Genomic DNA, 24,842 nt, shown 5'->3' with positions numbered 1-24,842 from the left:
CTTTTGTTGGCTGTAGGTCGGGTGTCCGGTGCTTCCGATATACTAAACCGCGTCTTCAGACCTCCAAGACTGTGAAGGATTCTCATGGCACGAGTCGTTGTTAATGTCATGCCCAAGGCTGAAATTCTGGATCCGCAAGGACAGGCTGTGCACCGTGCGCTGGGGCGCATTGGTGTGAACGGGGTGACGGATGTCCGCCAAGGTAAGCGTTTTGAGCTTGAGGTAGAGGACTCCGTGACCGATGAGCAGCTGCAGCACCTGGCGGAAACGCTGCTGACCAACACTGTGATCGAGGACTTTGTTGTCGTGCGGGAGGACGCCCAGTGAGCGCGACCATTGGTGTAATCACCTTCCCCGGCACTCTCGACGATGTGGATGCGGTTCGCGCGGTTCGTCTTGGCGAAGCAACCCCAAAGGAGTTGTGGCACGCAGACGAGGATCTGTCGGGCGTGGACGCTGTCATTGTTCCCGGTGGTTTCTCCTACGGTGACTACCTGCGTTCCGGCGCGATCGCGGCGATGGCCCCGATGATGAAGGCTGTTGTGGAGGCCGCGGGCAAGGGTATGCCCGTGCTGGGTATCTGCAACGGTTTCCAGATTCTCACGGAGGCGGGCCTGCTGCCGGGTGCTTTGACCCGGAACAAGGGCCTGCACTTCCATTGCACGGACACGTATTTGGAAGTGGCTAATGCGGAGACTTCGTGGACGAACCAGTTTGAGTCCGGCCAGAAGATCCTTGTCCCGGCGAAGCATGGGGAGGGTCGCTTCCAGGCGGACCAGGCCATCATTGATGCGCTGGAGGCTGAGGGGCGTGTGGTGTTCCGCTACACGGATAACTTCAACGGCTCCATGAACTCCATTGCGGGTGTGACGAGTGAGAACCGTCGTGTTGTTGGCCTCATGCCGCACCCGGAGCATGCGATTGATCTGTTGACTGGCCCATCTGAGGACGGCCTGGGTCTGATTCATTCGGTGCTCAACGACATTTCAAAGATCGGAGCGTGATCCACGTGCACGTGAAAAATGACACCGTCGAGGCGGCGAAGGGCACTCCGAAACTGGAGCAGCCGTACGAAGCGCTGGGCTTGAAGGACGATGAATACGCCCGCATCCGTGAGATCTTGGGCCGCCGTCCGACGGATGCGGAGCTCACCGTGTACTCGGTGATGTGGTCGGAGCACTGCTCCTATAAGTCTTCCAAGGTGCACCTGCGCTACTTCGGCGAGACGATGACGGAAGAGATGGCTTCCAAGATCCTCGCCGGTATCGGTGAAAACGCTGGTGTGGTGGACATCGGTGGTGGTGACGCGGTGACTTTCCGTGTGGAAAGCCACAACCACCCCTCCTTCGTAGAGCCGTACCAGGGTGCCGCTACCGGTATTGGTGGCATCGTGCGCGACATCATGGCCATGGGTGCACGCCCGATCGCTGTGATGGATCAGCTGCGCTTCGGTGACATGGACGCCGAAGACACCAAGCGCGTACTGCCGGGTGTTGTCGCCGGTATTGGTGGCTACGGTAACTCGCTAGGCCTGCCCAATATTGGCGGGGAGACCGTCTTTGACGCTGCTTATGCCGGCAACCCACTTGTTAACGCACTGTGCGTGGGCACGTTGAAGGTGGAAGACCTTCACCTCGCGTTCGCATCGGGCACCGGCAACAAGGTGATTCTCTTTGGTTCCCGCACGGGCCTTGATGGCATTGGTGGCGTGTCCGTTCTGGGTTCCGCTTCCTTCGAGGAGGGCGAGGAGCGCAAACTGCCGGCAGTGCAGGTGGGCGACCCGTTCGCGGAGAAGGTTCTCATCGAGTGCTGCCTTGAGCTGTATGCCGCTGACGTTGTTGTGGGCATCCAGGACCTCGGTGGCGGTGGCCTGTCTTGCGCCACCTCCGAGCTCGCAGCTGCCGGCGACGGTGGCATGCGTATCAACCTCGACGCCGTCCCGCTGCGCGCCGAGAACATGACCGCCGCGGAGATCCTTGCCTCCGAGTCCCAGGAGCGGATGTGCGCGATTGTCGCCCCGGAGAACGTGGAGCGCTTAAAGGAGATTTGCGCCAAGTGGGACGTCACCTGCGCTGAGATCGGTGAGGTTACGGACGAGGACGATCGCCTTGTTATCACCCACAACGGTGAGGTCGTGCTTGATGCACCACCGTCCACCATTGCGGATGAAGCACCGGTGTATGAGCGTCCGTGGGCGCGGCCGGAGTGGCAGGATGAGGTGCAGGGAGGGGGAGACGTCGATAAGCCTGAGCAGCTGCGTGAGGCCTGGCTGAAACTCGTGGCATCCCCCGCGCTGTGCTCGCGCGATTGGATCACGGAGCAGTATGACCGCTACGTGCGCGGCAACACGGTGCAAGCTCGCCACGCAAACTCCGGCGTCTTGCGTATCGACGAATCCACCGGCCGCGGCGTAGCCATCTCCGCCGACGCATCCGGCCGCTACACCTACCTGGACCCGAACATGGGCGCGCGCCTGGCTCTGGCGGAGGCGTACCGCAACGTGGCCGTGACGGGTGCTCGTCCGGTGGCGGTGACCAACTGTCTGAACTTCGGCTCCCCCGAGAACCCGGACGTGATGTGGCAGTTCCGTGAGGCCGTGCATGGTCTGGCGGATGGTTCCCGTGAGCTGGGTATCCCGGTGTCGGGCGGCAACGTGTCCTTCTACAACCAGACCGGTGACACCCCGATTCTGCCGACCCCAGTGGTGGGTGTTCTCGGCGTGATTGAGAATGTGGCGAACTCGGTCACTCACCGCGTGGTGAACAACGAGGACAAGGACATGCTCGTAATCCTCGGTGAGACGAAGGATGAGTTCGGCGGTTCCGTCTGGCAGGAGATCTCCGGCGCTGGCCTGTCCGGTCTGCCTCCACAGGTGGACCTGGCTAATGAGGCACGCCTGGCAGATTTCTTCTGCGACAAGGCCGAGGGCCTCACCGCTGCCCACGACCTGTCCGAGGGCGGCCTGGGTCAGGCTGTCTTCGAGATGATCAAGGACACCGAGAAGGGAGCGGAACTGGACCTGTCCGGCGTTGATGCTGATGCATTCACTGCGCTGTTCTCTGAGTCCGCGTCCCGCGTCCTCGTGGCGTGCAGCCCGGACCGCGTTGACCGCGTCGTGGCCGATGCGACCGAACTGGGCATCCCGGTGGCCATCGTTGGTTCCACCAACACCAGTGGCACGATCACCTTCGCTGACGGCACCCCGGCTGCGGGCCAGTCCGTGGGGGTCGCTGAGCTGCGCGAAGCATGGTCCGCAACCATGCCGGGCTACTTCGCTCACGCAGACGCGCCGAACGCCGCGGTCTAACTGGCAAACAGCAGTGGCCTCCGCGTCTAAGCGGAGGCCATTCGCATTATTTGACACCCCAGAAATCGCGACCTGGGGAAACGGATGTAGGAAACCCAACGGTAGTCAGAAATATCGAATGGGAGCGGTGACGCCTAGTCGATGGTCTGGGTTGCCGGCACCGGCTCAATGAGCGGCATCGGCTGGTACTTCTCGCGCAGCTTACGCAGCGTGCTGGTGTGCTCCCACAGCGCCTTGTCTTCGGTGGTCACGGGGGTGAACTGGCGGGCAGGGAGAGGATTGCCGTCAAGGTCCGTGCTCACGTAGGTGAAGGTGGCGTGGATTGCTGTTTCCAGGTTTTCACGGCCGCCGCGCGGGTTGCCGGCGCGGACGTGGGTGGTTACAGCCATGCTGCGCTTACCGGTTTGGGTGAGGCGTGAATCCACCTCGATGAGGTCACCGATGGAGATGGGTTTGTAGAAGCGGATACCGCCGGCGTAGACAGCGACGGTGCGCTCACCTGCCCATTCCATGGTGATGGAGGTGCCGGCGGTATCGATCCATTCCATGGCGGTGCCACCGTGGACTTTGCCGCCCCAGTTGATGTCCGTCGGCTTAGCCATGAAGCGGTGGATGATGCGGGGTGCGTGCGATTCACCGTCGTAGGTGTGCTTGAGCATCTCCGATTCAATTTCGGACCGCAGCTGGATGCGGGATTTTGCGGCGTGCTCGGCGCGGCGTTCCTCCTCGGTGGTGGGGATGAACGTGGGTACGGCCATGGACTTGCCGGTTTCGGTGTCCTTGGCCACGAAGATGACTAGGCAGTCGCAGGCACGGGTGAAAACGCCTTCGCGTGGGTCGGCGGAGAGCACTTCGTTGACAATGTGCATGGAGGAGCGCCCTGTCATGGCGATGCGGGAGCGTACTTCCACGATGTGCCCCGATGGGATGGGGCGGGTGAAGTGGATGTGGCCGACGTACGCGGTCACGCAGTAGGTGGAGGACCATTGAACGGCGCAGGCGTAGGCGGCTTTATCGATCCATTCCAGTACGCGCCCGCCGGAGACACCTTGGGCGCCGGCGAGGATCACGTCCGTCGGTGCGGCCATGAATCGCAGGGTGATGGAGGGGGATTTTTCTACGGTCACACGAGGTGTTTCGGTTCCAGTGCTGTGCGTCATTGGCACAACACTACTCGCTTGGTCGTGTCCTTTTAGGATGAGCGTATGGCTGCTAAGAATGATCCGCTGGCGACACGTGAGGCGATTGTGGCGATTGCGGGGTGGATTGTGGATCCGGAAAGCGCGGAAAAGCCTTCTCGCACGTTGCTCGCAGATGCTTGTCGACGTTCCGTGCGCGCCCTCGCCGCCGAACTCCCCGGCCACACCGTGGAGCTGCGCGTGCCCCCGTTCGTTGCGGTGCAGTGTGTCGAGGGGCCACGGCACACCCGTGGGACGCCGCCCAACGTGGTGGAAATGGCCCCTGAGGTGTGGTTGCAGTTGGCCACGGGGCTGATTGATTTTGAGGATGCTGTGGCCGATGGGCGAATTCAGGCATCCGGCTCCCGTGCGGGTGAGGTTGCGGCGGGTCTTCCGGTGATTGCCCTCCCGGCCAGCTAATCAACTAGGGTTGAGGCCGTGCAAAGCGTGAACAACGGTACTCCTACTGGTGTGCCCGTGAACCTGGATGTTCTGGAAGCTGATGAGCAGGAGCCACGCGAAGAGTGTGGTGTGTTTGGTGTGTGGGCGCCGGGAGAAGACGTATCTAAGCTGACCTATTTTGGCTTGTTCGCCCTGCAGCACCGTGGCCAGGAGGGCGCGGGTATTGCGGTGGGGGACAAGGGCCGGATCGTGGTGTTCAAGGACAGCGGTCTGGTGTCCCAAGTTTTTGATGAGACGATTTTGGGCGCACTCCAAGGCGACGTGGCTATCGGTCACACCCGTTATTCCACGGCGGGGTCCCAGAACTGGGAAAACGTGCAGCCGATGTTCCGCACCTCGCCCGATGGCACGGACGTGTCCTTGGGTCATAACGGCAACCTGATCAACTACGCCACGTTGCAGGCTGAAGCGATTGAGCGGCGCCTCGTTCCCGCTGAGGGCGTGGAAGGCCAAGGTTCCTCATCCGATACGGCGGTTGTGTCGGCATTACTTGCGGACGGCGTCCGCGATGGTCGCACCCTCCTCGACTCCGCTCGTGAACTGCTGCCGAAGCTGCAGGGCGCATTCTGCCTCGTCTTCACCGATGGCCACACGCTCTACGCTGCGCGTGACCCGCATGGCGTGCGCCCTTTGTCCCTGGGCCGTCTGGAGCAGGGCTGGGTCATCGCCAGCGAAACCGCCGCGTTGGACATCACCGGTGCTTCTTTTGTGCGTGACATCGCGCCGGGTGAGCTCATCGCTATTAGCGCCTCCGGCATCCACACTGAGAATTACGCCAAGCCAGCGCCGAAGACCTGCGTCTTTGAGTATGTGTACATTGCTCGCCCGGATTCCGTGGTGGAAGGCAAGACCGTCAACGCGGCCCGTCTGGAGATTGGGCGCCGTCTGTCGAGGGTGGCGCCGGTGGACGCGGACGTCGTTATGCCAGTGCCTGAATCCGGCACACCCGCGGCGATTGGTTATGCGGAGGCCTCTGGCATTCCTTTCGCGCAGGGGCTGATGAAGAACGCCTACGTGGGCCGTACTTTTATCCAGCCGTCAGACACTCTGCGTCAGCTGGGCTTGCGTCTGAAGCTCAACCCGGTGCGTGAGATCATTGAGGGCAAATCGCTAGTGGTGGTGGATGATTCCATCGTGCGAGGCAACACCCAGCGCAAACTCATCCGCATGCTGCGCGAGGCTGGCGCCGGGGAAGTTCATGTGCGTATCGCCTCCCCGCCAGTGAAATGGCCGTGCTTCTACGGCATTGACTTCGCTAGCCCCGGCGAGCTCATTGCCAACAACGCGGGCGGTGATGACGATGCTGTGGCAGAGAACATCTGCCGCGTCATCGGCGCAGATACACTCGCGTTTGTGTCTATTGATGACATGATTGCTGCCACCGAACGCCCGGCCGACAGCCTGTGCGCCGCCTGCTTTGACGGCCACTACCCGCTGGGACTGCCGGAAAACAACGTCAACGCTGACGCCGTCCGGCGTATTCAGGAAGGGATGTTTTAAGCCATGACCACCCCGGAAAACACCAACCCCGTTTCCTACGCCGCCGCTGGCGTGGACATTGAAGCTGGTGACCGTGCCGTCGAACTGTTCAAGGACCACGCCAAGCGTGCCTCCCGCCCGGAGGTCCGCGGTGGCCTGGGCGGTTTTGCTGGCCTGTTTGCCCTGGGTAAGTACAAAGAGCCGCTGCTGGCCGCTGGCTCGGATGGTGTGGGCACCAAGCTCGCCGTGGCGCAGGCCATGGACATTCACAACACCATCGGCATTGATTTGGTGGCAATGTGCGTCGACGACCTCGTGGTGTGCGGTGCGGAGCCACTGTTCCTGCAGGACTACATCGCCATTGGCAAGGTCGTGCCGGAAAAAGTCGCGCAGATCGTCGAAGGCATCGCTGAAGGCTGCGTCCAGGCTGGCTGCGCCCTGCTGGGAGGTGAGACCGCGGAGCACCCCGGCGTCATGGGTGAAAATGACTATGATGTCTCCGCTACCGCCGTCGGCGTCGTCGAGGCTGATGAGCTGCTCGGCCCGGACCGCGTCCGCGAGGGCGATGTGATCATCGGTATGGCATCCTCCGGCCTGCACTCCAACGGCTACTCCTTGGCGCGCCACGTGTTGCTGGAGAAGGCTGGCTTGCCTCTTGACGGCCACATTGAGGAGCTCGGCCGCACCCTCGGCGAGGAACTTCTGGAGCCCACCCGCATCTACGCCCTCGACTGCCTGGCCCTGGCCAACGAGTGCGAGGTGCGCACTTTCTGCCACGTCACCGGTGGCGGACTGGTGGGCAACATGGAGCGCATCATCCCCGAAGGCAAGGTTGCGGAGATGCACCGCGCCACCTGGTCCCCGGCCCCGATCTTCCGCACCATCGCGGAAGTGGGCAACGTGCCGGTGGAGGAGATGGAGAAGACCTTCAACGCCGGCGTAGGCATGGTGGCTATCGTCGCCCCTGAGGACCGTGATCGTGCACTGGCTATGCTCACCGCACGCCACGTGGACTGCTGGGAGCTTGGTGTTGTGCGTGGCGCAACGGAAGAGGATGCTGGCCAGCGTGCAACCCTCGTGGGCACTCACGCGGTGTAGCTACGATGACGCGCCTGTGCATTCCCCCTGGCACAGGCGATGTCGCACATAATTTGACTTGCACGCTATAGTGGCTGCAGGACAAATTTCAGGAATATTATTTGGGGCCGCCGACAATTTTCGGCCGCCCTTTAGACACCTCAAGGGGGTCACTGCCATGGGCCGCGGACGCGCCAAAGCAAAGCAGACCAAGGTTGCACGCCAGCTCAAGTACAACACGCCCGAGATGGACCTGGAATCTCTCCAGCGTGAACTCGCTGGGCAGAGCTCCAACTCCCGGTGGGATGACAATGATGACTATGAGGTAGATGACCAGTACGCGGAGTACGCGGACTGGGACGACGAAGACGCCGAGGACGACGAAGACGACGCGCGTTAACCACCCTCGCTCCACTACGGGTGTAGTCTCCGCAGCATGGACAAATTAGGCAGCATGGCAGACATGCGCTCCGGTCAGTGGTACCTCCCTGATTCTGAGGAGGCCCAGGAGCAGCATCGCATTACGTGGGCGCGGACGCGCGAGTTCAACGCGTTGGGTAACACTGATCCCGCCCGCGCGCAGGAGTTGCTGGGGGAGATGTTCTCGCCTCAGTCAGCTGTCCCGGAGATTTGGGGCCCGCTGCACCTTGAGTTCGGGGTGAACACCACGTTCGGTGAAGGCTGCTTTGTCAACTTCAATTGCGTGATTCTGGACATTGCGGAGATCACCATTGGCGCGGGCTCGATGTTTGGTCCTGCGTGTCAGTTGATCACGGTGGGCCACCCAGTGGATGACGTAGCGAAGCGCGCGGAGGGCTGGGAGCGAGCTCAGCCGATCACGATTGGCAAGAACTGTTGGTTCGGGGCCGGCGCGATGGTCATGCCTGGTGTCACCATCGGCGATAACTGTGTGGTTGCCGCCGGGGCTGTGGTGACGAAGGATGTTCCCGCAGGTTCCCTCGTTGCCGGTGTGCCCGCACGCGTGAAGCGCGAGATCAGTTAGTACGTCCGCGCAGCTTATCGACGGCTACCCTTCCCGCCCGTTCCCCCTCATCCTTCGGCATGGAATCCGGGTCCACGGTGGCGGAGACGTTGATCTCCTGGACGACCTCGTTGTCACCGTCCGCGCCTTCGGCGCGGACGCTTGCGATGACCTCCAGCTGCTCATCCAGCTCGAGTACTTGGTTGAGTGCGGAACGCTTCACCAGGGCGAGGGCAATGGGGCCGTAGTCACAGTCGTGGACGATGGACCCAACGTGGCCGACGGTGCGCCCACCGAAGACAACGGGGTCGCCCGGCTTGGGCTCCAGGGGTGCGGAGCCGTCGATGTGCAGCAGTACGAGTAGGCGCGGGGAGCGCCCCAGGTTCTCCACCCGCGCGACGGTTTCTTGGCCGCGGTAGCAGCCTTTCTCTAGGTGCACCGCGCCGAGGTTATCCCCGCGGCGGATAAGCGTGTGGGCTTCATGGGGAATCGACTTATCATCCAAGTCTGCGCGCAGTTCCGGCTCGAGAGCCTTGATGCGCTCGGCGGTAAACGCCATAAGACCAGCGCGCTCCAAACCGGCGCCGTCGGCGGAAGTTAAGGCTTTGTATGCCGTGGCGAGGTCGGGGCGGGGCACGGCGACGTCGATACGCCGAGCCACAGACCAGGGGACGGTGCGTTCAAAGGTGACCTCGATGCCAGCACCATCCAGGAATTCAGCGGGGGAGAAGCTTGAGGGCGCGCCTAACACGGTGAGGATTCCCAGGTCCGCCTCCTCGACGGTGACGTCGGACCAGAAGACCATCTTGGTCAAAAAGTCGCGGAAGGAGTCGAGGGAGTAGGAGGGGGTGTCGAGGTAGAAGGTTGGGGTGGCGCTGATAAGCGAAACATCTGCGTGATGCAGGATGCGGCCCTGCATGTCCAGATCGAGCGCGGCGGCGGAAAAACCCGGCTCCACATCATCGAGTTTCTGGCTGAGCAGGTTGTTCAAAAACGTGGCGGCATCGGGCCCGGTGACGCGCAGGACACTGCGGTGGCTGCGGTCAACCACGGCCCCACCGCGGGAGATGAGGCGTTGTTCCCGCAGGGGGTCGCCGTAGTGCCAGGGCACACCGGCGGCGTCGAAAGGTGAGGTGGCGGCGTCCGGCAGTTCGGTCGCGCCACGGAAAGCAAGCATCGGTGAACGGTACGTATGCACGCAACCGATCATACGTGGGCATAATTGGGGGCATGCTTCCAGTACAACCTGCTCACGCGCCTGCTATTTATCTCGTGGAACCATTCGGGGGTTCCATGCGCAGGCAGAACGTGAATCTGCCGCACGTGTTTTGGGATGATGCGGCGGTGACACGCGGTGATGGATGTTTTGAAACGATCCTCGTGCACGGTGGCAAGCCCGTGAACCTGGACGCACACATAGCGCGCTTTACGCGGTCCGCAGCACTGATGGACTTGCCGGAACCGGCGGCGGAGACGTGGCGCACGGCCACCCTGGAAGCCGTGGGGGAGTATGTGCGGGAATCCGGTCTTGACCCGCAGGACGTGGAGGCGAAATGCCAGTGGACCTACACCCGCGGCCGTGAAACCACGGGCGTGCCCACCGCGTGGGTGTCTGTGCGGCCGATTCCGAAGGAGCAGCTCAAGCAGCGCAAGAAGGGCGTGAAGGTGATCACGGGATCGCGCGGCTACACGCTCACCCCCACGGATGACACACCATGGCTGACAGTCGGCGCGAAATCGCTCAACTATGCCGCGGCGATGGCGGCGCTGCGCTGGGCGAAGAAACAGGGCTGCGACGACGTCATCTTCGTTGATCCCGCTACCGGCCGCGTGCTCGAAGGTGCCACGTCCACGGTGATCACGGTCAAAGGCGACAAATTGCGCACGCCGGTCACCGGTGGGGACGTGCTGCCAGGCACAACGCAGGCCGCCATTTTCGGTCTCGCCGAAGAGCGCGGTTGGCGCTGTAAAGAAAAGGACCTCACGGTGGAAGATCTGCTTGGCGCAGACCAGGTCTGGCTGGTGAGCTCCGTGCGCGGTGGCGTTCGCGTCACAGAGATCGACGGCACAGCAACGAAGGCCCCGTCCAAGAAGGACGAGGCCACAGTTGCTTTGCTTATCGATGAGGCCCGGACAACCGTGTAGCCTCCCTAGCCCGCAATCCTCTTCAGCTCCCCGGACATGTAGGGGACAAAGGCGATGTCATCCTGCGTGGAGCCAGGGGCTACGCGCTCATCCACCCAGCCGAGGTTGTTGTTAGGCATGAGGCCATAAATGCGCTTGCCGGGGCCGTGGGTGGACGGGCCCGTTTCCGTCGCGATGGTGGAGGCAGAGGTCAGCTGCCACGCACGCTCATTGACGGGTTCGCCGTAGAGGACCTCCACGAGGCCACGGGAGTTTGTCAGGGTGACCTCAATCTCGTCCTTAAGCGAGATGCGCCAGAAGCCGGTTTCGCGCTGGTCAGCGCCAATGGCGTTGCCATCGGAGTCAATGCGCCAGATGCGCGAATCAAAACGCAGGTAGTTCTCCCCATCGTGGGAGATGACCAGCTGCTGGCCAAAGGCGTACTCGGTGTGGTTGCCGTCCTCCGCCAAGTCGACGGCCTGGCCGGTGCCCTGCCACACGCCCACGAGGGGCAGAAGGCCCAAGAGGCCATCGTGCAGGTTGGGTCCCTCGCGCAGGTTAGCCGTGTCATCCGGCAGGGGGATCTCGTCCAATCCCAGGGCCGGGATATTACGGTGCGCCGTGTTCTTCGACTGCTCCGCGGCAAGGTTTACTGCGGCATTGCCATCCAGGGCGGTGCGCTCGGGGGCGTCTGGAGTGTCAGGGGTATCAGCGGTTTCTGGGGTGTTGTTTTCATTCGTTTCCATGTCCGCCCAGCGTAGTCCTCTTACCGCGCGGGCGGGGCGACGGGCGATAGATCAGCAGACGTCAGTGTCACATTGCGCTGCGCGGCGGAGAAACGGATGGAGCCACCAGCGACTTCGACTTTGTCGGCTTGGCCACCAATCGGCAGGTCCCGGGTGTCCAACGTCAGGGTGAAGGCGCGGGAGATGGTGTCGGCGTGGGTGGGGGAGACGTCGATAAGCGAAATGGGCTCCATGATGAACTGCGGGCCTTTGAGGCGAAGGTTGACCACCACGGTGGATTTTTCTTCCATGCCGGGAACAGTGCCGGTGAGCTGGGCTTCGCTGGCGGATCCGCCGGTGGGGGAGATGTCGTAGGGGTTGGAGATGTCCAGGTCCGTCATGTTCAACAGCTCACCGAAAGCAACCCCGTCGAGGGACAGCGTGCGGTCCACGCGTTTGGCGGCCGCGCCCACAAAATCACCTGCATAGGCTTTGTCCGCAGGAATGGTGATCTCATAAATATCGGTGCGCGAATTCACCGTCAGCCCCGCGGCATCCACATCGAGGGCCTGGAAACTCACGCGGGGCACCTCGTCGCTGCGCAGCACCTGTGCGAAGGGAAAACCACCTACGTACGTGTCCGGATCTGCGGGCAGATCATCCTGCGTCCGAGCTTGCACCGCAAGGTGCCGTTCGACTTTTGCTGCCGTCGCAGCATCCACCACGAAAGCCACAGCGGGCACTGCCACAATCACCCCGGCGGCAACATAGGCCTTCACATTCATGCCCTCACCGTAGTCTGCCCGTAGCCTTGAACCATGAATGAACCACAGTTCCACATCACTGAAGCCCGCGAGCTCCTTGACCGCGTCGCACAGCACGACGGGGTGGCGGCTTTCAGCGAAGCTTTCCTGAAAGGCCTCGACGGTAGCCACGAGCATTTCGCAGTGCGCGAGGCGGACGCGCTCATCGCTCTAGCCGGGCTCGCCTCTGACGGGTCCGCGGAGGTTGCGGTGGATCCTGCTTATCGACGTCACCGCCACGCCACCGTCCTCATCACCCACATCCTGTCCCACCGCCCTGATGCTGGTTTCTGGGCGCATGGGAACCTTCCTGCGGCGCGGGCTCTCGCGGAGTCTTTGGGGCTGGAACCGACCCGGGAATTGCTGGTCATGGCGGTGGAAGGGGAGGAGCTTGCGGCTATTGGCGCGCCGGGTTCCACCGCGAAGGCGCTCACCGAGCAGGAGGGGATCAGGGAGAGCAGTTATGCCGGGGAGCCCGCGGATGAGCAATGGCTCCAAGTGAACAATGAGGCATTCCACTGGCACCCCGAGCAAGGTGGCTGGGACATGGCGCGACTGCACGAGGTGATGAACACAGAGTGGTTCGACCCGGAGGGCGTGCGCTTCCTGTTCGATGGTGACGCGTTGGCGGGTTTCCACTGGACAAAGCGCCACTCGGACACCCTCGGGGAGGTGTACGTGGTGGGCGTGGCTGATGCATACCGCGGGCGGGGACTTGGTGACCCGCTTATGCGCACAGGAGTGGAACACCTCGTGGCCGGGGGTACCCAAAAGGTCATTCTTTATGTCGAAGCTGACAATGAACCAGCCGTGAAACGCTATGAACAACTCGGGTTTTCCGTGGTCGAACGCCATGTTGTGTACAAATCCGCAAAGTTAACGCATTGTTCACCGATTTAGGCCTTTGCTATTAACACTCGGTCCGTACCTTCGCTCGTTGTGAGCACTCAGGCACCATTTGTGGTGCGTGAGACCGATGCTCAGAAGAAAATCTGAATTCGCACCGGAAAGGTATCCCCCCGTGATCCGTAACATCAAGCGCTCCGCCGCTATCGCCGGCGTTGCAGCCATCGCTTCTGTCTCCCTGGTTGCATGCGGCGACTCCAACGACACCGCTGCTAACGGCGGCAACGCATCCGAGGCACAGGATGCAACCAACATCGAGGGCCTGTCCGGCGAGACCGGCCAGCTCGTTGCTGAGGGCGCTACCTCCCAGGCCAACGCAATGGACTACTTCGGTTCCCGTTACGCCGAGGCTGTCCCGGGCGCTAACCTCGCCTACAACGCAAACGGCTCTGGCTCCGGCATCAAGAACTTCATCGGTAACCAGGCAGTCTTCGCTGGCTCTGACTCCCCGCTGAAGGAAGACAAGGGCGAGGTCGAGCAGGCACGCGAGCGTTGTGGTGGCAACGACGCATGGCACCTGCCGATGGTTATCGGCCCGGTTGCTATCGCCTTCAATCTCGACGGCGTGGATGATCTGAACCTCACCGTTGACAACCTGGTGGAGATCTTCGACGGCACCATCACCAAGTGGAACGACCCGAAGATCGCCGAGAACAACGAGGGTGCAGAGCTGCCGGACCAGGACATCTCCGTCATCTACCGCTCTGACGAGTCCGGCACCTCCGACAACTTCCAGAAGTTCCTCTCCGCTGCTTCTGACGGCAAGTGGGAAGGCGAAGGCAAGGCATTCCCGCAGAACGTCGGCGCTGGCGCTAACGGCTCCACCGCTGTGGCAGAGCAGGTCAAGGCAACCTCCGGTGCTGTCACCTATGTTGAGGCTGGCTACGCGCACGACCTCGACCTCGGTGTTGCCAACATCGACTTCGGCAACGGCGCTGTTGAGCTGAACAACGAGTCCGTGAACCAGGCTCTGGCTAACGTCCAGTTCAAGACCGAGGGCCACGACATGGTCGTTGACTCCTCCTCCCTGTTCGCCTCCAACAACGAGGGCGCATACCCGCTGGTTCTGACCACCTACGAGATCGTCTGCTCCAAGGGCTACGACGAGACCACCAAGAACATGGTCAAGGACTTCCTCAACGTCGTCCTGGAGTCCCAGGATGAGGAGCTCGAGGACGCTGGCTTCATCCCGGTTTCCGGTGAGTTCGCCGACAAGCTGAAGGCTGCAGTCGACGCAATCGCCTAAGCGGAAAACCTCCGCAGACTTTTCAGCTCACAGTCTGAAAAGCTCCACCCACTTCCCCCGGTGTCACTGTGAACCGGGGGAATGTTTATGCGGTGGAAGTGCCACACTCTGAACAATACGAACCATAAGGAAACGTCACCATGGCAGACCAAGAACTGTCGGTTGCGGAGAAGGACGCCCCCGCTGGCCCACCAGCTTCAGGCGCAGGCGTTAAGCGTCCGGGCGACCGTGTCTTCGAAACCCTGTCCACTGTCTCCGCCGCACTGATCACCGTTATCATCATTGCGGTTGGCTTGTTCCTGCTGAAGCAGGCTTTTGAACCACTGCGCCTCAACACTGAGAACTTCCTTACCTACAAGGGGCAGTGGCAGACCTCCAACCTGGACAACATGAAGTTCGGTATTCCGAACCTGTTCTTCTCCACGGTGACGGTGTCCATCATCGCGTTGATCATTGCCATGCCGGTGGCACTGGGTGTGGCGATCTTCCTGTCCAACTATGCACCCAAGAAGCTAGTGAAGCCGCTGGCTGGGCTCGTGGACATGCTCGCTGCGGTGCCGTCGATCGTGTACGGCCTGTGGGGCGCGCAGGTGCTCGGCCCGAAGCTCTCCGGTTTCTATGAGTGGATCAACTCCTGGGGCGGAGATTTCTTCCTGTTCCAGCGTTACGCAAACTCGCCGTCCTTCGACACCGGCCGCAACATCCTTACAGGTGGCATTGTGCTGGCCATCATGGTGTTGCCGGTCATCGCGGCCACCACACGTGAAGTGTTTGTGCAGACCCCTCCCGGACAGATTGAGTCCGCGTTGGCGCTGGGTGCAACCCGCTGGGAAGTCATCCGCATGACGGTCCTGCCGTTCGGTATGTCCGGCTACATCGCTGGCTCCATGCTCGGCCTCGGCCGCGCGCTGGGTGAGACGATGGCGCTCTACATGGTGGTCTCTCCAGGCCCGGAGTTCCGCGCATCGCTTTTCGACGGCGGCACAACCTTCGCCACCGCCATCGCCAACGCCGCTGCCGAGTTCAACAACCCCACCTCCGCCGGTGCCTACATCGCTGCGGGCCTGGTGTTGTTCCTCCTGACCTTCCTCGTCAACTCGATCGCCCGCGCGATTGTCAATAAGAAGTAGGTGTGTGAGACATGACTAACCCTGAAAACGTGCAGGCTGCCGAGGGTGCCACCACAACCGAGTTGCGTGCACCCAAGCGCGAGAAAATGGCTCCGGTGGGGCAAACCCCGTTCACGCACATCTCTTCTGGCCGTAAGACCACCAACTCATTTATGGGCGGCCTGATGTGGGTAGCTATGATCCTGGCCCTCATCCCGCTGGGCTGGCTTCTGATCACCCTGGTCTCCCGTGGCTACGAGGCAATCCTTAGCCCGGAGTGGTGGACGCAGGACATGGTGGGTGTCCGTGCTCGTCGTGAAGGCGGCGGTGCCCTCCACGCGATCGCCGGTACGCTGATGCAAACCTTGATCGCCTCCCTGTTCTCCATCCCGATCGGCATTTTCACCGCGATTTACCTGGTGGAATACGCCAACGGCAGCAAGCTGGGCAAGCTGACCACCTTCATGGTGGACATCCTTTCCGGTGTCCCGTCGATCGTGTCCGCACTGTTCATCTACGCTCTGTGGATCACTATTCTGGGCCAGCAGCGTTCCGGCTTCGCCGTGGCACTGTCGCTCATCCTGCTGATGGTGCCCGTGGTGGTGCGCAACACTGAGGAGATGCTCCGTGTTGTCCCGATGGACCTGCGCGAGGCCTCCTACGCCCTCGGTGTGCCGAAGTGGAAGACTATTGCTCTCATCGTTCTGCCGACGGCGCTGTCCGGCATTGTTACCGGCATCATGCTTGCCATCGCCCGCGTCATGGGTGAATCCGCACCTGTGCTGATCTTGGTCGGCTCCACTCCGCAGACGAACTGGTTCGGTTTGTTCAACCAGCCACAGTCCTCCCTGCCGCTGTTCATGTTGGACATGTGGAAGTCTGGTTCTGCGGAGCCGGTTCTCAACCGCCTGTGGGGCGCAGCCCTCACACTGGTCATCATCGTCGTTGTCCTGAACGTGCTTGCGCGGTTCATTGCCGCGAAGTTCTCGGTCAAGAAGTAACGCCTCCACCAATCAATCCCCATCTAGGAGAAAACAATGCCTACCAAGCTCCAGCTCAACGACCTGAATATCTACTACGGTGATTTCCACGCTGTGCAGAATGTCAACATGGACATCCCGGCCCAGTCCGTCACCGCATTCATCGGCCCGTCCGGCTGCGGTAAGTCCACGGTGTTGCGCACACTCAACCGCATGCATGAGGTCATTCCGGGTGCCTACACCAAGGGCGAAGTGCTTCTCGACGGCCACGATATCTACGCCAAGAACGTCGACCCCGTAGCTGTCCGCAACACCATCGGCATGGTGTTCCAGAAGGCGAACCCGTTCCCGACCATGTCCATCGAGGACAACGTTGTTGCCGGCCTGAAGCTGTCCGGTGAGAAGAACAAGGCCAAGCTGAAGGAGGTTGCGGAGCGTTCCCTGCGCGGTGCGAACCTTTGGGATGAGGTGAAGGACCGCCTGGATAAGCCCGGTGGTGGCCTCTCCGGTGGTCAGCAGCAGCGTCTGTGCATCGCTCGTGCGATTGCTGTGCAGCCGGAGGTACTGCTCATGGATGAGCCGTGCTCCGCTCTGGACCCGATTTCTACCCTCGCTGTGGAGGACTTGATCCACGAGCTGAAGAACGAGTACACCATCGTGATCGTGACCCACAACATGCAGCAGGCTGCGCGTGTGTCTGAGAAGACCGCGTTCTTCTCACTCGAGGCCACCGGCAAGCCGGGCCACCTGGTTGAGTTCAACGACACGACCACGATCTTTGAAAACCCGAGCCGCAAGGAGACCGAGGACTACATCTCCGGCCGCTTCGGCTAGATCTTCTCTTTCACACTGCTCCCCTGCACAGCGGCTGAAAAGCTAGCTGGTGGGGGAGTAGCTGTTTGTGTGGGGGTACCCGATATCTATACAAAAGATGCATGTGCTTAAGATGAGCCTCACTTTGTGTCCAACTATTGATTGAGAGGTTCGCTTTGAATGCTTCCTTCCGGCGCCGTCTTGTCATCGGTGCCACCGTGCTCGCACTTTGTATCCCTGCAGCCACCAATACTGTGGCGCAGGCCGTGCCCACCATCGACGCCGCGGACGCTCCCGGCTGCACCGGCGAGTTGGACACGCGCTACCCCAACATTGGCGTTGACTTGGACATCACTGGTCCGGATGAGATTGATGTGACTAAGGACATGACCTTCACCCTCAAGGGCACCGGCATCAACCCGGCCACCACCCCCGGTGCTTCCAACGGCGTGTACGTGGTGCTCACCCCCACGAACGTGTGGCGTATCGGGCACTGCAACACGATGACGGGTGACGGTGACGCGCTCATTGCTCGCTGGATCCCAGCCGGTGCCTTTACGCAAAACGGCGGCAAGCTCGACTTGAGCCTGCCGGTGAAGGCCAACACTCTCCAGCCGGGCCAGACCTACTCGCTTGGATTCATGGCTGCCCACGGTCTGGCGCTCAGTGAGCGCTACTTCGACCGTGGCATCACCTTCAAGGTCCCAGCGGTTGGGGCGGACAAGGTGGAAACTCCCTACGGTGTCCGCGCCGACGTCAACGATAAGCGCGACATCACCGTGAGGTGGGACTACTCCCAGACCATCCCCGAAACCGCATGGCGCGTCCAAATCGACTGTGTTGAGCACTGCACCCACTGGCGGACCACCCGCACCTTTGACATCTCCAACGACCCCAACGCGCGCTCCTACACGTTCGAAGACAGTGATGCGGGTGTTTACCAGGCTTCCGTCAACGCGAGCCGGTGGGTGAACGGTAACCGTGTGACTACGGATTTTGGGGTGTCATCGCGGTTTGTGGTGGGGGACGTCGATAAGCCAATGAGCCAGCGACTCCACGCGAACGGAATCGTGCACGACTACGGCGAATACATCGCACCCGGCACTGAGGTCACCCTGAAGTCCCCGGTTGAGGGCAAGGCGAAGTGGTCAGTCACCGGGGTGAATGACTACACGGTGGACCCGGAAACACAAGCACTGAGCTTCACCATGCCCACCAACCCGGTGCAGGTCGAAGCGGTGGAAGTTGTGGAGGAGCAAAAGGGGCTACCGGATTGGGCACTGGCGCTAATCAGTATCTTTGCGGCCCTTACCGCGATCGGCGTTGCAGTATTCAGCCAGTTCCCTGTGCTTGAGCAGCTGCGCAAGCACCTCAACGTCTAGCGCCTACTTGCGCCAGTACTGCTCCAGGTTGCGCAGGCGCTCTTCCATCTCCGAAGTGGGGGTGTCATCGCGGCTTTGTGCGTACACCTCAGAGGTCAGGCCGGTGACTAGGTAGACTATGCGCGCGGCCACGTTGACACAGTGGTCGGCGTAGCGCTCGTAGAACCGGCCGATGAGGGCGGCATCCACGGCCGCGCGACTGGTGCCCTCCCAGGTCTTACCGGTCACGGTGGATAGAAGGTAACGGTGGAGGTCATCGACCTTGTCGTCGATCTCATTCATCTCCAGCGCAAGGTCCGCGTCGGGACTGATGAGCTGGTCGTGGATCAACTCGCTCATTGTGTCCACCATCCGTGCCATCTCTTTGACCGTCGATTGCAAGTGCTTATCCACGACCTCCTCCGGATACCTCAGCCTCGCCGTATTTGCCACGTGCTTGGCTAGCGCCCCCATCCGGCTGAAGTCCTCCACGATGTAGATGGAAGTAAACACCTGGCGGAGTTCGGTGGCCACGGGGTTCTCCCTGGCAAGCAGCTGCATACTGCGCTGCTCACAGCGCTCGCGGATCTCCTTCAGGGAGTCTGCTGCGGTGAGTGCATCTTCTGCATCCTCCAGTGATGCTTCGAAGAGGGCTTTTGTGGCAGATGCCATGATGCCGCGGACGGTATCGCTCATGATCTGGAGGTCATGGGCAAAGTTATCCAAATGTTCGCGGTACACAGTGCGCATGGGGGCTTCTTTTCCGTTCACCTTGTCTAACCTCCGTTGTTTTCAATCTCCGCACCGGCGGGGACGGTGGGGTCGTTGGGGTCGTCGAGCCAGCCGTCGGGAAGCGCGACCTTAGCTGCGGATCCCTGGCGCCCACGGGCTTCATCCGCAGCTTCAGCGCGCGCGGGGTTGTCGGCGATGGTGGCGAGCTTTCCGCGGAGCTCATCGAGGGTGGATACGCGTGCCAGTTCACTGCGGAACTGCCCGCCGACCGGGAATCCACGGAAGTACCAGCCGATGTGCTTGCGAATATCGCGGCACCCACGCTCTTCGCCTTCGTGCGCGGCGAGCAGCTCCGCGTGACGCAACACAATGCGTGCTACCTCACCCAGCGTTGGCTCCTCCGGCACAGGCTCCCCGCGAAGCTGTGCAGCGAGCTGTGCGAACAGCCACGGGCGACCCAGGCAGCCGCGGCCAACGACGACCCCGTCGCATCCCGTTTGATCCATCATCGCCTGCGCGTCGCCGGGCGCGAAAATATCACCGTTGCCCAACACCGGAATGCCGTGGCCGTCCATGTGCTCCACGAGACGGGCGATCTCATTCCAATCCGCCTGCCCGGAATAGCGTTGCGCCGCGGTGCGCGCGTGCAGGGTGACGGCGGCGGCGCCTTCTTCGGCGGCGATGCGGCCGGCGTCGAGATGCGTATGGTGCTCATCATCGATGCCCACACGGAACTTCACGGTCACCGGAATTCCAGACCCCTCCGCCGCGCGCACAGCCGCCGCGACGATATTGCGGTACAGCTCGCGCTTATACGGAATCGCCGAACCGCCGCCCTTGCGCGTCACCTTCGGCACCGGGCAGCCAAAGTTCATGTCCACGTGATCAGCCATCTGCTTATCGACGATCCTCCGCACCGCCTCATACGTATACCTTGGATCCACCGTGTACAGCTGCATGGAGCGAGGCGATTCTTCCGGCGCGAACGTGGTCATATGTAGCGTCTTCTCGTTGCCTTCCACCAGGGCGCGGGCCGTAATCATCTCGCACACGTACAGGCCCGACACACTACCGACGAGCTCTTGCTCAATCTCTCGGCACAACACGCGAAACGGCATGTTGGTGACCCCTGCCATCGGAGCAAGGATGACAGGGGAGGCGATGTCAAGGTCGCCGATGGTCAGTGTTTGGCGGTTGCCTGGAAGGGTCATTGTCACGGCAGCCATTGTTCCCTGTGCAGGTGGGGGACACAAACCGCGTGGAAAATGTTCACACGCAAAACTTTTTTCCGCTTTGGGTGGGGTAAGTGGTGGCGAGGAAGTGTCGCGTGCGCCACAATGGGAGGAAATCGTTGTGAATACCCCAGACTTTTAAGGAGAGACGATGAGCGATCGCATCGACAGCGCCCAACTGCGCGACAAGGTCATGACCGCGGAAGAGGCCGTGCAGTTTGTCAGCCACGGCGACAAGGTTGGTATTTCCGGCTTCACCGGCGCCGGCTACCCGAAGGCCCTGCCGGGCGCGATTGCTGAAAAGGCGAAGGCAGCGCACGCGAAGGGCCAGGACTTCAGCATCGATCTGTTCACCGGTGCGTCCACTGCTCCGGAGTGTGACGGCGTCCTGGCGGAGGCCAACGCACTGCGCTACCGCATGCCTTACCAGTCCGACCCGACCATGCGTAACAAGATCAACGCTGGCGAAATGAAGTTCCAGGACATCCACCTCTCCCACTCCGGCATGATGGTGGAGGAGGGCTTCTTCGGCGACGTGGACCTTGCCATCGTCGAGGCCGTGCGTATCACCGCTGAGGGCAACATTGTGCCGTCCTCCTCGGTGGGTAACTCCGTGGAGTTCCTCAACGCCGCCAAGAAGATCATCATTGAGGTCAATGAGTGGCAGTCCGAGGACCTGGAAGGCATGCACGACATTTGGCTGGTGCCGCCGCTGCCGAACCGCATCCCCATCCCCATCACCAAGTGCGGTGACCGTATTGGTACCACCTACATTGAGATTGACCCGGAGAAGGTCGTCGCAGTGGTGAAGACCGACGCCCCGGACCGCAACGCACCGTTCAAGGCGCCGGATGAGGTCTCCGAGCAGATCGCCGGTAACTTCCTTGACTTCCTGGAAAACGAAGTGAAGGCAGGGCGCCTGAGCTATGACGGCTACGTCATGCAGTCCGGCGTGGGTAACGTCCCTAACGCCGTGATGGCTGGGCTCATGGACTCCAAGTTTGAGAACATTCAGGCCTACACCGAGGTCATCCAGGACGGCATGGTCGATCTGATCGATGCGGGCAAGATGACTGTCGCTTCCGCTACCTCCTTCTCTCTGTCCCCCGAGTATGCGGAGAAGATGAACAACGAGGCAGCTCGCTACCGCGAGTCCATCGTTCTGCGTCCACAGTCCATCTCTAACCACCCAGAGGTCATCCGCCGCACGGGTCTGATCGCCTCCAACGGCATGATCGAAGCGGACATCTACGGCAACGCTAACTCCACCCACATCAACGGCTCCCGTCTGATGAACGCCCTGGGTGGCTCCGGCGACTTCACCCGTAACGCCTACATCTCCTCCTTCATCTCCCCGTCGGAAGCGAAGAATGGCGCCATCTCCGCCATCGTGCCGTTCGTGTCCCACGTGGACCACACGGAGCACGACGCAATGGTCTTCATCACCGAGTACGGTGTGGCCGACCTGCGTGGCCTGGCACCGCGTGACCGCGTGGCCAAGATGATCTCCATCGCCCACCCGACCTACCGTCCGCTGCTGGAGGAGTACGTCGAGCGCGCCGCGAAGTGCAAGTACCAGTCCACCCCGCACGACCTGCGTCACGCCTTCGACTTCCACCTGCGTATGGAGGAAACGGGCTCCATGAAGTAGCCCAATTAGCGGCCCGGGCCCACCAACGTCTAGCATGAGTGGGCACGGGCCTTTAGCTCAGTTGGTAGAGCTACGGACTTTTAATCCGCAGGTCGCGGGTTCGAGCCCCGCAGGGCCCACGCACTGACACCCCACGCCACTCGGCGTGGGGTGTTGTTGCTTGTGTGGGGCAAAGAATGGGAATGCGCGTAATGTTGCGCATATGGTTGCGAACCCTGAGAAACCCTGGCTGAAGTTCTACCCTGAGTGGACTGCTCATTCCCTCGACTATGGGGATGACACTCTCGACGATATTTATGAGGCCAACCTGGCCAAGAACTCCGGCCTGCCCGCCACGCGCTTTTTTGGCAAGGGGCAGACCTACGGGGAGCTCGACGCCCAGGTGCGCGCGGCAGCCGTCGGCCTGCAGAAGCTGGGGGTGTCCAAGGGGGATCGGGTGGCTATCTTGCTGCCGAACTGCCCGCAGCATGTTGTCGCCTTCTTCGCTGTGCAGAAACTCGGCGCCGTCGTGGTGGAGCACAATCCGCTCTACACGGCCAATGAGTTGCGCCCCCAGTTCATCGACCATGGCGCCAAAGTTGCCATCGTGTGGGACAAGATCGCTGACACGGTGCAAAAGCTCAAGAAGGACACTCCGCTGGGCACCGTCGTTAGCGTGGACATGACTAAGGCCATGTCCGCCTTGAAGCGACTCGCGTTGCGCCTACCCATCAAGAAAGTGAAGGACGCCCGCGCGGCTCTCACCGGGCCCGCCACCGGCACACTGCCGTGGGAAAACCTCGTGGAGGTGGGTGCGGGGGAAGCACTGGAGGCGCGGACAAGCAGTGCGGATGACGCGGCTCTCATCCTGTACACGTCAGGTACGACAGGAGCCCCGAAGGGTGCTGTGCTCACACACCGCAACCTGCTGGCTAACCCGCAGCAGGGCGTGGCGTGGGTCAAGGACCTACAGAAGTCCGGGCAGCGCATGCTAGCTACACTGCCGTTCTTCCATGCGTATGGCCTGACGTTCTCACTCACGCTCACGCTGCTCATCGGCTCGGAGCTCATTTTGTTGCCGGCGCCGCAGATGGAGCTGATCATGCGTGAGATGAAACAGAAAAACCCACCCACTTTCGTGCCGGGTGTGCCCACGGTGTTTGAGCGCATCGTGGAGACCGCCAAGGAAGAAGGGGTGGACCTGGCCGCCGTTCAGACTGGTTTTTCCGGTGCGGCGTCCCTGCCGGCGGAGGTCATTGAGCGCTGGGAGGAGCTCACTGGAGGTCGCCTCGTGGAGGGGTATGGCCTGACGGAGACTTCGCCGATCCTCATCGGTAACCCCGCCAGCGACGACCGCCGCCCGGGCTACATTGGCATTCCTTTCCCGGACACGGAGATCCGCATTGCCAACCCGGAGAACCTCGATGAGGACATGCCGTACGGTGAGCCTGGCGAGATCTTGGCCAAAGGCCCACAGGTCTTCGGCGGCTATCTGAACAACCCCGAGGCCACTGAGAAGGCTTTCCACAACGGGTGGTTCCGCACCGGTGACATGGGTGTGATGGGGGAGGACGGGTTTGTAAAGTTGGTCAGCCGCATCAAGGAGCTCATCATCACGGGTGGCTTCAACGTGTACCCCGCCGAGGTGGAGGAGACGTTGCGCCGCCACCCGGACATCGTGGAGGTTGCCGTGGTTGGTCGTCCGCGTCCGGACGGCTCGGAGGATGTTGTCGCATGCGTCGTGCTCGGGGAGGGCACCAAGCTCGACCCGGATGGCCTGAAGGATTTCGCGCGCGAGAACCTCACCCGTTACAAGGTGCCGCGTACGTTCTACCACTTTGAAAGCCTCCCGTCGGATCAGCTGGGCAAGATTCGTCGCCGCGAGGTGCGCGACGCGTTGCTCGCCCGGCTCGAGCAGAATTAACGCATGGTCGCCTTTGCCATCTGCCTCCTCGCAGGCTTATCGACGGCCCTCGGTGGCCTCTTCGTCGCCCTCCAACGCCACCCCAGCGAACGTTTCTTGGCTGCTGCCCTCGGCTTCTCTGCGGGGGTGATGCTGTACATCTCCCTGGTGGAGCTGCTTCCTGCGTGGATGGGCTCGAAGAGGCTGGGGTTGCTGGGGCAGCAACGTGGGGTCCGGTGGCGTTCTTCGCCGGCGTGTTGCTCATCGCGGTGATCGACCGTTTCGTGCCGGAGGATATCAACCCCATGAGGAGCCCAGCGCGGCTGGCAGTGCACGCATGCGGAAGGTGGGGGTGATGACGGCCCTGGCCATCGCCATCCACAACTTCCCTGAAGGATTTGCCACCTTCTTTGTGGCTCTGCAAGACGTGTCGCTGGCGTTGCCCCTGGCGGTGGCTATTGCGATCCACAATGTTCCCGAAGGTATTGCCGTTGCCGTGCCCATCCGCGAGGCAACCGGCAAGAAATGGTCCGCCGCCGGATGAGCCGCGCTGTCCGGCCTGGCCGAGCCCGCCGGAGCCATCATCGGTTACCTTTTTCTAAAGCCCTTCCTTGGCCTCGCGTCCCTAGGCATCACTTTCGCCGCCATCGCCGGCATCATGGTGTTTGTCAGCCTGGATAAACTGCTCCCCACCGCGATCGCCACTGGCCGCCACCACGCGGCCGTGTACGGCGTCATTGGGGGAATGGCTGTTATGGCCGTGAGTCTTGTTTTGCTCGCCTAAGATTCGGGC

At 61.6% G+C, this 24,842-nt stretch carries 23 protein-coding genes, 1 tRNA gene and 1 pseudogene; 19 read left to right on the top strand and 6 right to left on the bottom strand.

The window, feature by feature from the left end:
• Window positions 1–84 precede the first annotated feature (84 nt).
• Genes purS through purL form a run of 3 tightly spaced genes read left to right on the top strand, consistent with a single transcriptional unit; the run spans window position 85 to window position 3,307 of the window.
• Window positions 85–327 (top strand): phosphoribosylformylglycinamidine synthase subunit PurS, encoded by a 243-nt coding sequence (purS, locus tag QP994_RS03005; RefSeq protein WP_034662264.1) that lies wholly within the window; start codon window positions 85–87, stop codon window positions 325–327.
• On the top strand, window positions 324–1,004 hold the full coding sequence (gene purQ, locus QP994_RS03000; protein ID WP_284865324.1) for a phosphoribosylformylglycinamidine synthase subunit PurQ: 681 nt from the start codon (window positions 324–326) through the stop codon (window positions 1,002–1,004). Before purS ends, purQ begins: the two co-directional genes overlap by 4 nt.
• Window positions 1,005–1,009: 5 nt before the next feature.
• Entirely contained in the window at window positions 1,010–3,307 is a 2,298-nt protein-coding gene (gene purL / locus QP994_RS02995) for a phosphoribosylformylglycinamidine synthase subunit PurL (protein ID WP_284865413.1), read from the top strand.
• A gap of 134 nt (window positions 3,308–3,441) precedes the next feature.
• Here the strand turns inward: purL and QP994_RS02990 are convergent, their stop codons facing one another.
• Complete coding sequence (locus QP994_RS02990; protein ID WP_284855132.1) at window positions 3,442–4,467, bottom strand: acyl-CoA thioesterase; 1,026 nt, start codon at window positions 4,465–4,467, stop codon at window positions 3,442–3,444.
• 45 nt (window positions 4,468–4,512) lie between these two features.
• On the opposite strand from QP994_RS02990, the gene QP994_RS02985 reads away from it, so the two are divergent.
• From QP994_RS02985 to QP994_RS02965, 5 genes are all read left to right on the top strand, one after another.
• Window positions 4,513–4,905, top strand: coding sequence for a sterol carrier family protein (locus QP994_RS02985; RefSeq protein WP_284865323.1), 393 nt, complete (start codon window positions 4,513–4,515; stop codon window positions 4,903–4,905).
• Window positions 4,906–4,932: 27 nt separating this feature from the next.
• Window positions 4,933–6,447, top strand: coding sequence for an amidophosphoribosyltransferase (gene purF / locus QP994_RS02980; protein WP_502869998.1), 1,515 nt, complete (start codon window positions 4,933–4,935; stop codon window positions 6,445–6,447).
• A gap of 3 nt (window positions 6,448–6,450) precedes the next feature.
• Complete coding sequence (gene purM / locus QP994_RS02975; RefSeq protein ID WP_284865322.1) at window positions 6,451–7,524, top strand: phosphoribosylformylglycinamidine cyclo-ligase; 1,074 nt, start codon at window positions 6,451–6,453, stop codon at window positions 7,522–7,524.
• A gap of 157 nt (window positions 7,525–7,681) precedes the next feature.
• A complete protein-coding gene (locus QP994_RS02970; protein WP_284865321.1) occupies window positions 7,682–7,903 on the top strand; it encodes a DUF3073 domain-containing protein in 222 nt (73 codons plus the stop codon).
• Between the two features lie 54 nt (window positions 7,904–7,957).
• Window positions 7,958–8,506, top strand: coding sequence for a sugar O-acetyltransferase (locus tag QP994_RS02965; protein WP_284855128.1), 549 nt, complete (start codon window positions 7,958–7,960; stop codon window positions 8,504–8,506).
• On the opposite strand, the gene ygfZ is transcribed toward QP994_RS02965, so the two are convergent.
• Complete coding sequence (ygfZ, locus tag QP994_RS02960) at window positions 8,499–9,695, bottom strand: CAF17-like 4Fe-4S cluster assembly/insertion protein YgfZ (RefSeq protein ID WP_502869996.1); 1,197 nt, start codon at window positions 9,693–9,695, stop codon at window positions 8,499–8,501. The two genes, QP994_RS02965 and ygfZ, sit on opposite strands and share 8 nt — an antisense overlap.
• 20 nt (window positions 9,696–9,715) lie before the next feature.
• Between ygfZ and QP994_RS02955 the strand changes: the two genes are divergently transcribed.
• The gene (locus QP994_RS02955) at window positions 9,716–10,630 is read left to right on the top strand and encodes an aminodeoxychorismate lyase (RefSeq protein WP_284865320.1); all 915 of its coding nucleotides are present in this window, start codon (window positions 9,716–9,718) and stop codon (window positions 10,628–10,630) included.
• Window positions 10,631–10,635: 5 nt separating this feature from the next.
• Here QP994_RS02955 and QP994_RS02950 read toward each other — a convergent pair whose 3' ends face one another.
• Window positions 10,636–11,355 (bottom strand): heme-binding beta-barrel domain-containing protein, encoded by a 720-nt coding sequence (locus QP994_RS02950; RefSeq protein WP_284865319.1) that lies wholly within the window; start codon window positions 11,353–11,355, stop codon window positions 10,636–10,638.
• Window positions 11,356–11,375: 20 nt separating this feature from the next.
• Entirely contained in the window at window positions 11,376–12,119 is a 744-nt protein-coding gene (locus QP994_RS02945) for an LmeA family phospholipid-binding protein (protein ID WP_284865318.1), read from the bottom strand.
• A gap of 33 nt (window positions 12,120–12,152) precedes the next feature.
• On the opposite strand from QP994_RS02945, the gene mshD reads away from it, so the two are divergent.
• The 6 genes from mshD to QP994_RS02915 all read left to right on the top strand — a co-directional run bounded on the left by mshD (window position 12,153) and on the right by QP994_RS02915 (window position 18,573).
• The gene (gene mshD / locus QP994_RS02940) at window positions 12,153–13,037 is read left to right on the top strand and encodes a mycothiol synthase (RefSeq protein WP_284865317.1); all 885 of its coding nucleotides are present in this window, start codon (window positions 12,153–12,155) and stop codon (window positions 13,035–13,037) included.
• A gap of 76 nt (window positions 13,038–13,113) precedes the next feature.
• A complete protein-coding gene (pstS, locus tag QP994_RS02935; protein ID WP_502869995.1) occupies window positions 13,114–14,289 on the top strand; it encodes a phosphate ABC transporter substrate-binding protein PstS in 1,176 nt (391 codons plus the stop codon).
• A gap of 140 nt (window positions 14,290–14,429) precedes the next feature.
• On the top strand, window positions 14,430–15,419 hold the full coding sequence (gene pstC / locus QP994_RS02930) for a phosphate ABC transporter permease subunit PstC (RefSeq protein WP_284855122.1): 990 nt from the start codon (window positions 14,430–14,432) through the stop codon (window positions 15,417–15,419).
• 86 nt (window positions 15,420–15,505) lie between these two features.
• On the top strand, window positions 15,506–16,399 hold the full coding sequence (gene pstA / locus QP994_RS02925; RefSeq protein ID WP_284855296.1) for a phosphate ABC transporter permease PstA: 894 nt from the start codon (window positions 15,506–15,508) through the stop codon (window positions 16,397–16,399).
• A gap of 36 nt (window positions 16,400–16,435) precedes the next feature.
• The gene (gene pstB / locus QP994_RS02920) at window positions 16,436–17,212 is read left to right on the top strand and encodes a phosphate ABC transporter ATP-binding protein PstB (protein ID WP_284855121.1); all 777 of its coding nucleotides are present in this window, start codon (window positions 16,436–16,438) and stop codon (window positions 17,210–17,212) included.
• Between the two features lie 137 nt (window positions 17,213–17,349).
• Complete coding sequence (locus QP994_RS02915; protein WP_284865316.1) at window positions 17,350–18,573, top strand: hypothetical protein; 1,224 nt, start codon at window positions 17,350–17,352, stop codon at window positions 18,571–18,573.
• Window positions 18,574–18,576: 3 nt separating this feature from the next.
• Here the strand turns inward: QP994_RS02915 and QP994_RS02910 are convergent, their stop codons facing one another.
• Window positions 18,577–19,302 carry a phosphate signaling complex PhoU family protein gene (locus tag QP994_RS02910; protein WP_284865315.1) on the bottom strand — a complete coding sequence of 242 codons (726 nt, stop codon included), beginning with the start codon at window positions 19,300–19,302 and terminating at the stop codon, window positions 18,577–18,579.
• Window positions 19,303–19,328: 26 nt separating this feature from the next.
• Window positions 19,329–20,495, bottom strand: coding sequence for a tRNA dihydrouridine synthase DusB (gene dusB / locus QP994_RS02905; protein WP_284865410.1), 1,167 nt, complete (start codon window positions 20,493–20,495; stop codon window positions 19,329–19,331).
• Between the two features lie 172 nt (window positions 20,496–20,667).
• On the opposite strand from dusB, the gene scpC reads away from it, so the two are divergent.
• The 4 genes and pseudogenes from scpC (at window position 20,668) to zupT (ending at window position 24,833) form a co-directional block, all read left to right on the top strand.
• Window positions 20,668–22,167: a succinyl-CoA:acetate CoA-transferase ScpC gene (scpC, locus tag QP994_RS02900; protein ID WP_284865314.1), complete on the top strand. Its 1,500-nt coding sequence runs from the start codon at window positions 20,668–20,670 to the stop codon at window positions 22,165–22,167.
• Between the two features lie 46 nt (window positions 22,168–22,213).
• Window positions 22,214–22,286, top strand: a tRNA-Lys gene (locus QP994_RS02895).
• A gap of 83 nt (window positions 22,287–22,369) precedes the next feature.
• Window positions 22,370–24,070: a long-chain-fatty-acid--CoA ligase gene (locus QP994_RS02890; RefSeq protein WP_284865313.1), complete on the top strand. Its 1,701-nt coding sequence runs from the start codon at window positions 22,370–22,372 to the stop codon at window positions 24,068–24,070.
• A gap of 3 nt (window positions 24,071–24,073) precedes the next feature.
• Window positions 24,074–24,833, top strand: a pseudogene (gene zupT, locus QP994_RS02885) (zinc transporter ZupT).
• The last annotated feature ends 9 nt before the right edge of the window (window positions 24,834–24,842 follow it).

Origin of the sequence: Corynebacterium sp. MSK044 (assembly GCF_030232825.1) — a bacterium.
GTDB lineage: Bacteria > Actinomycetota > Actinomycetes > Mycobacteriales > Mycobacteriaceae > Corynebacterium.
This window is presented reverse-complemented; position numbering and strand designations above follow the sequence as displayed.

Coding starts and splice junctions, on each gene's coding strand:
- dusB (WP_284865410.1), bottom strand. CDS start 20,495: ATGACCCTTCCAGGCAACCGCCAAACACTGACCATCGGCGACCTTGAC.
- QP994_RS02945 (WP_284865318.1), bottom strand. CDS start 12,119: ATGAATGTGAAGGCCTATGTTGCCGCCGGGGTGATTGTGGCAGTGCCC.
- pstB (WP_284855121.1), top strand. CDS start 16,436: ATGCCTACCAAGCTCCAGCTCAACGACCTGAATATCTACTACGGTGAT.
- purS (WP_034662264.1), top strand. CDS start 85: ATGGCACGAGTCGTTGTTAATGTCATGCCCAAGGCTGAAATTCTGGAT.
- pstC (WP_284855122.1), top strand. CDS start 14,430: ATGGCAGACCAAGAACTGTCGGTTGCGGAGAAGGACGCCCCCGCTGGC.
- QP994_RS02990 (WP_284855132.1), bottom strand. CDS start 4,467: ATGACGCACAGCACTGGAACCGAAACACCTCGTGTGACCGTAGAAAAA.
- QP994_RS02985 (WP_284865323.1), top strand. CDS start 4,513: ATGGCTGCTAAGAATGATCCGCTGGCGACACGTGAGGCGATTGTGGCG.
- mshD (WP_284865317.1), top strand. CDS start 12,153: ATGAATGAACCACAGTTCCACATCACTGAAGCCCGCGAGCTCCTTGAC.
- scpC (WP_284865314.1), top strand. CDS start 20,668: ATGAGCGATCGCATCGACAGCGCCCAACTGCGCGACAAGGTCATGACC.
- QP994_RS02910 (WP_284865315.1), bottom strand. CDS start 19,302: ATGCGCACTGTGTACCGCGAACATTTGGATAACTTTGCCCATGACCTC.
- pstS (WP_502869995.1), top strand. CDS start 13,114: ATGCTCAGAAGAAAATCTGAATTCGCACCGGAAAGGTATCCCCCCGTG.
- QP994_RS02890 (WP_284865313.1), top strand. CDS start 22,370: ATGGTTGCGAACCCTGAGAAACCCTGGCTGAAGTTCTACCCTGAGTGG.
- QP994_RS02970 (WP_284865321.1), top strand. CDS start 7,682: ATGGGCCGCGGACGCGCCAAAGCAAAGCAGACCAAGGTTGCACGCCAG.
- ygfZ (WP_502869996.1), bottom strand. CDS start 9,695: ATGATCGGTTGCGTGCATACGTACCGTTCACCGATGCTTGCTTTCCGT.
- QP994_RS02950 (WP_284865319.1), bottom strand. CDS start 11,355: ATGGAAACGAATGAAAACAACACCCCAGAAACCGCTGATACCCCTGAC.
- pstA (WP_284855296.1), top strand. CDS start 15,506: ATGGCTCCGGTGGGGCAAACCCCGTTCACGCACATCTCTTCTGGCCGT.
- QP994_RS02965 (WP_284855128.1), top strand. CDS start 7,958: ATGGCAGACATGCGCTCCGGTCAGTGGTACCTCCCTGATTCTGAGGAG.
- purM (WP_284865322.1), top strand. CDS start 6,451: ATGACCACCCCGGAAAACACCAACCCCGTTTCCTACGCCGCCGCTGGC.
- QP994_RS02955 (WP_284865320.1), top strand. CDS start 9,716: ATGCTTCCAGTACAACCTGCTCACGCGCCTGCTATTTATCTCGTGGAA.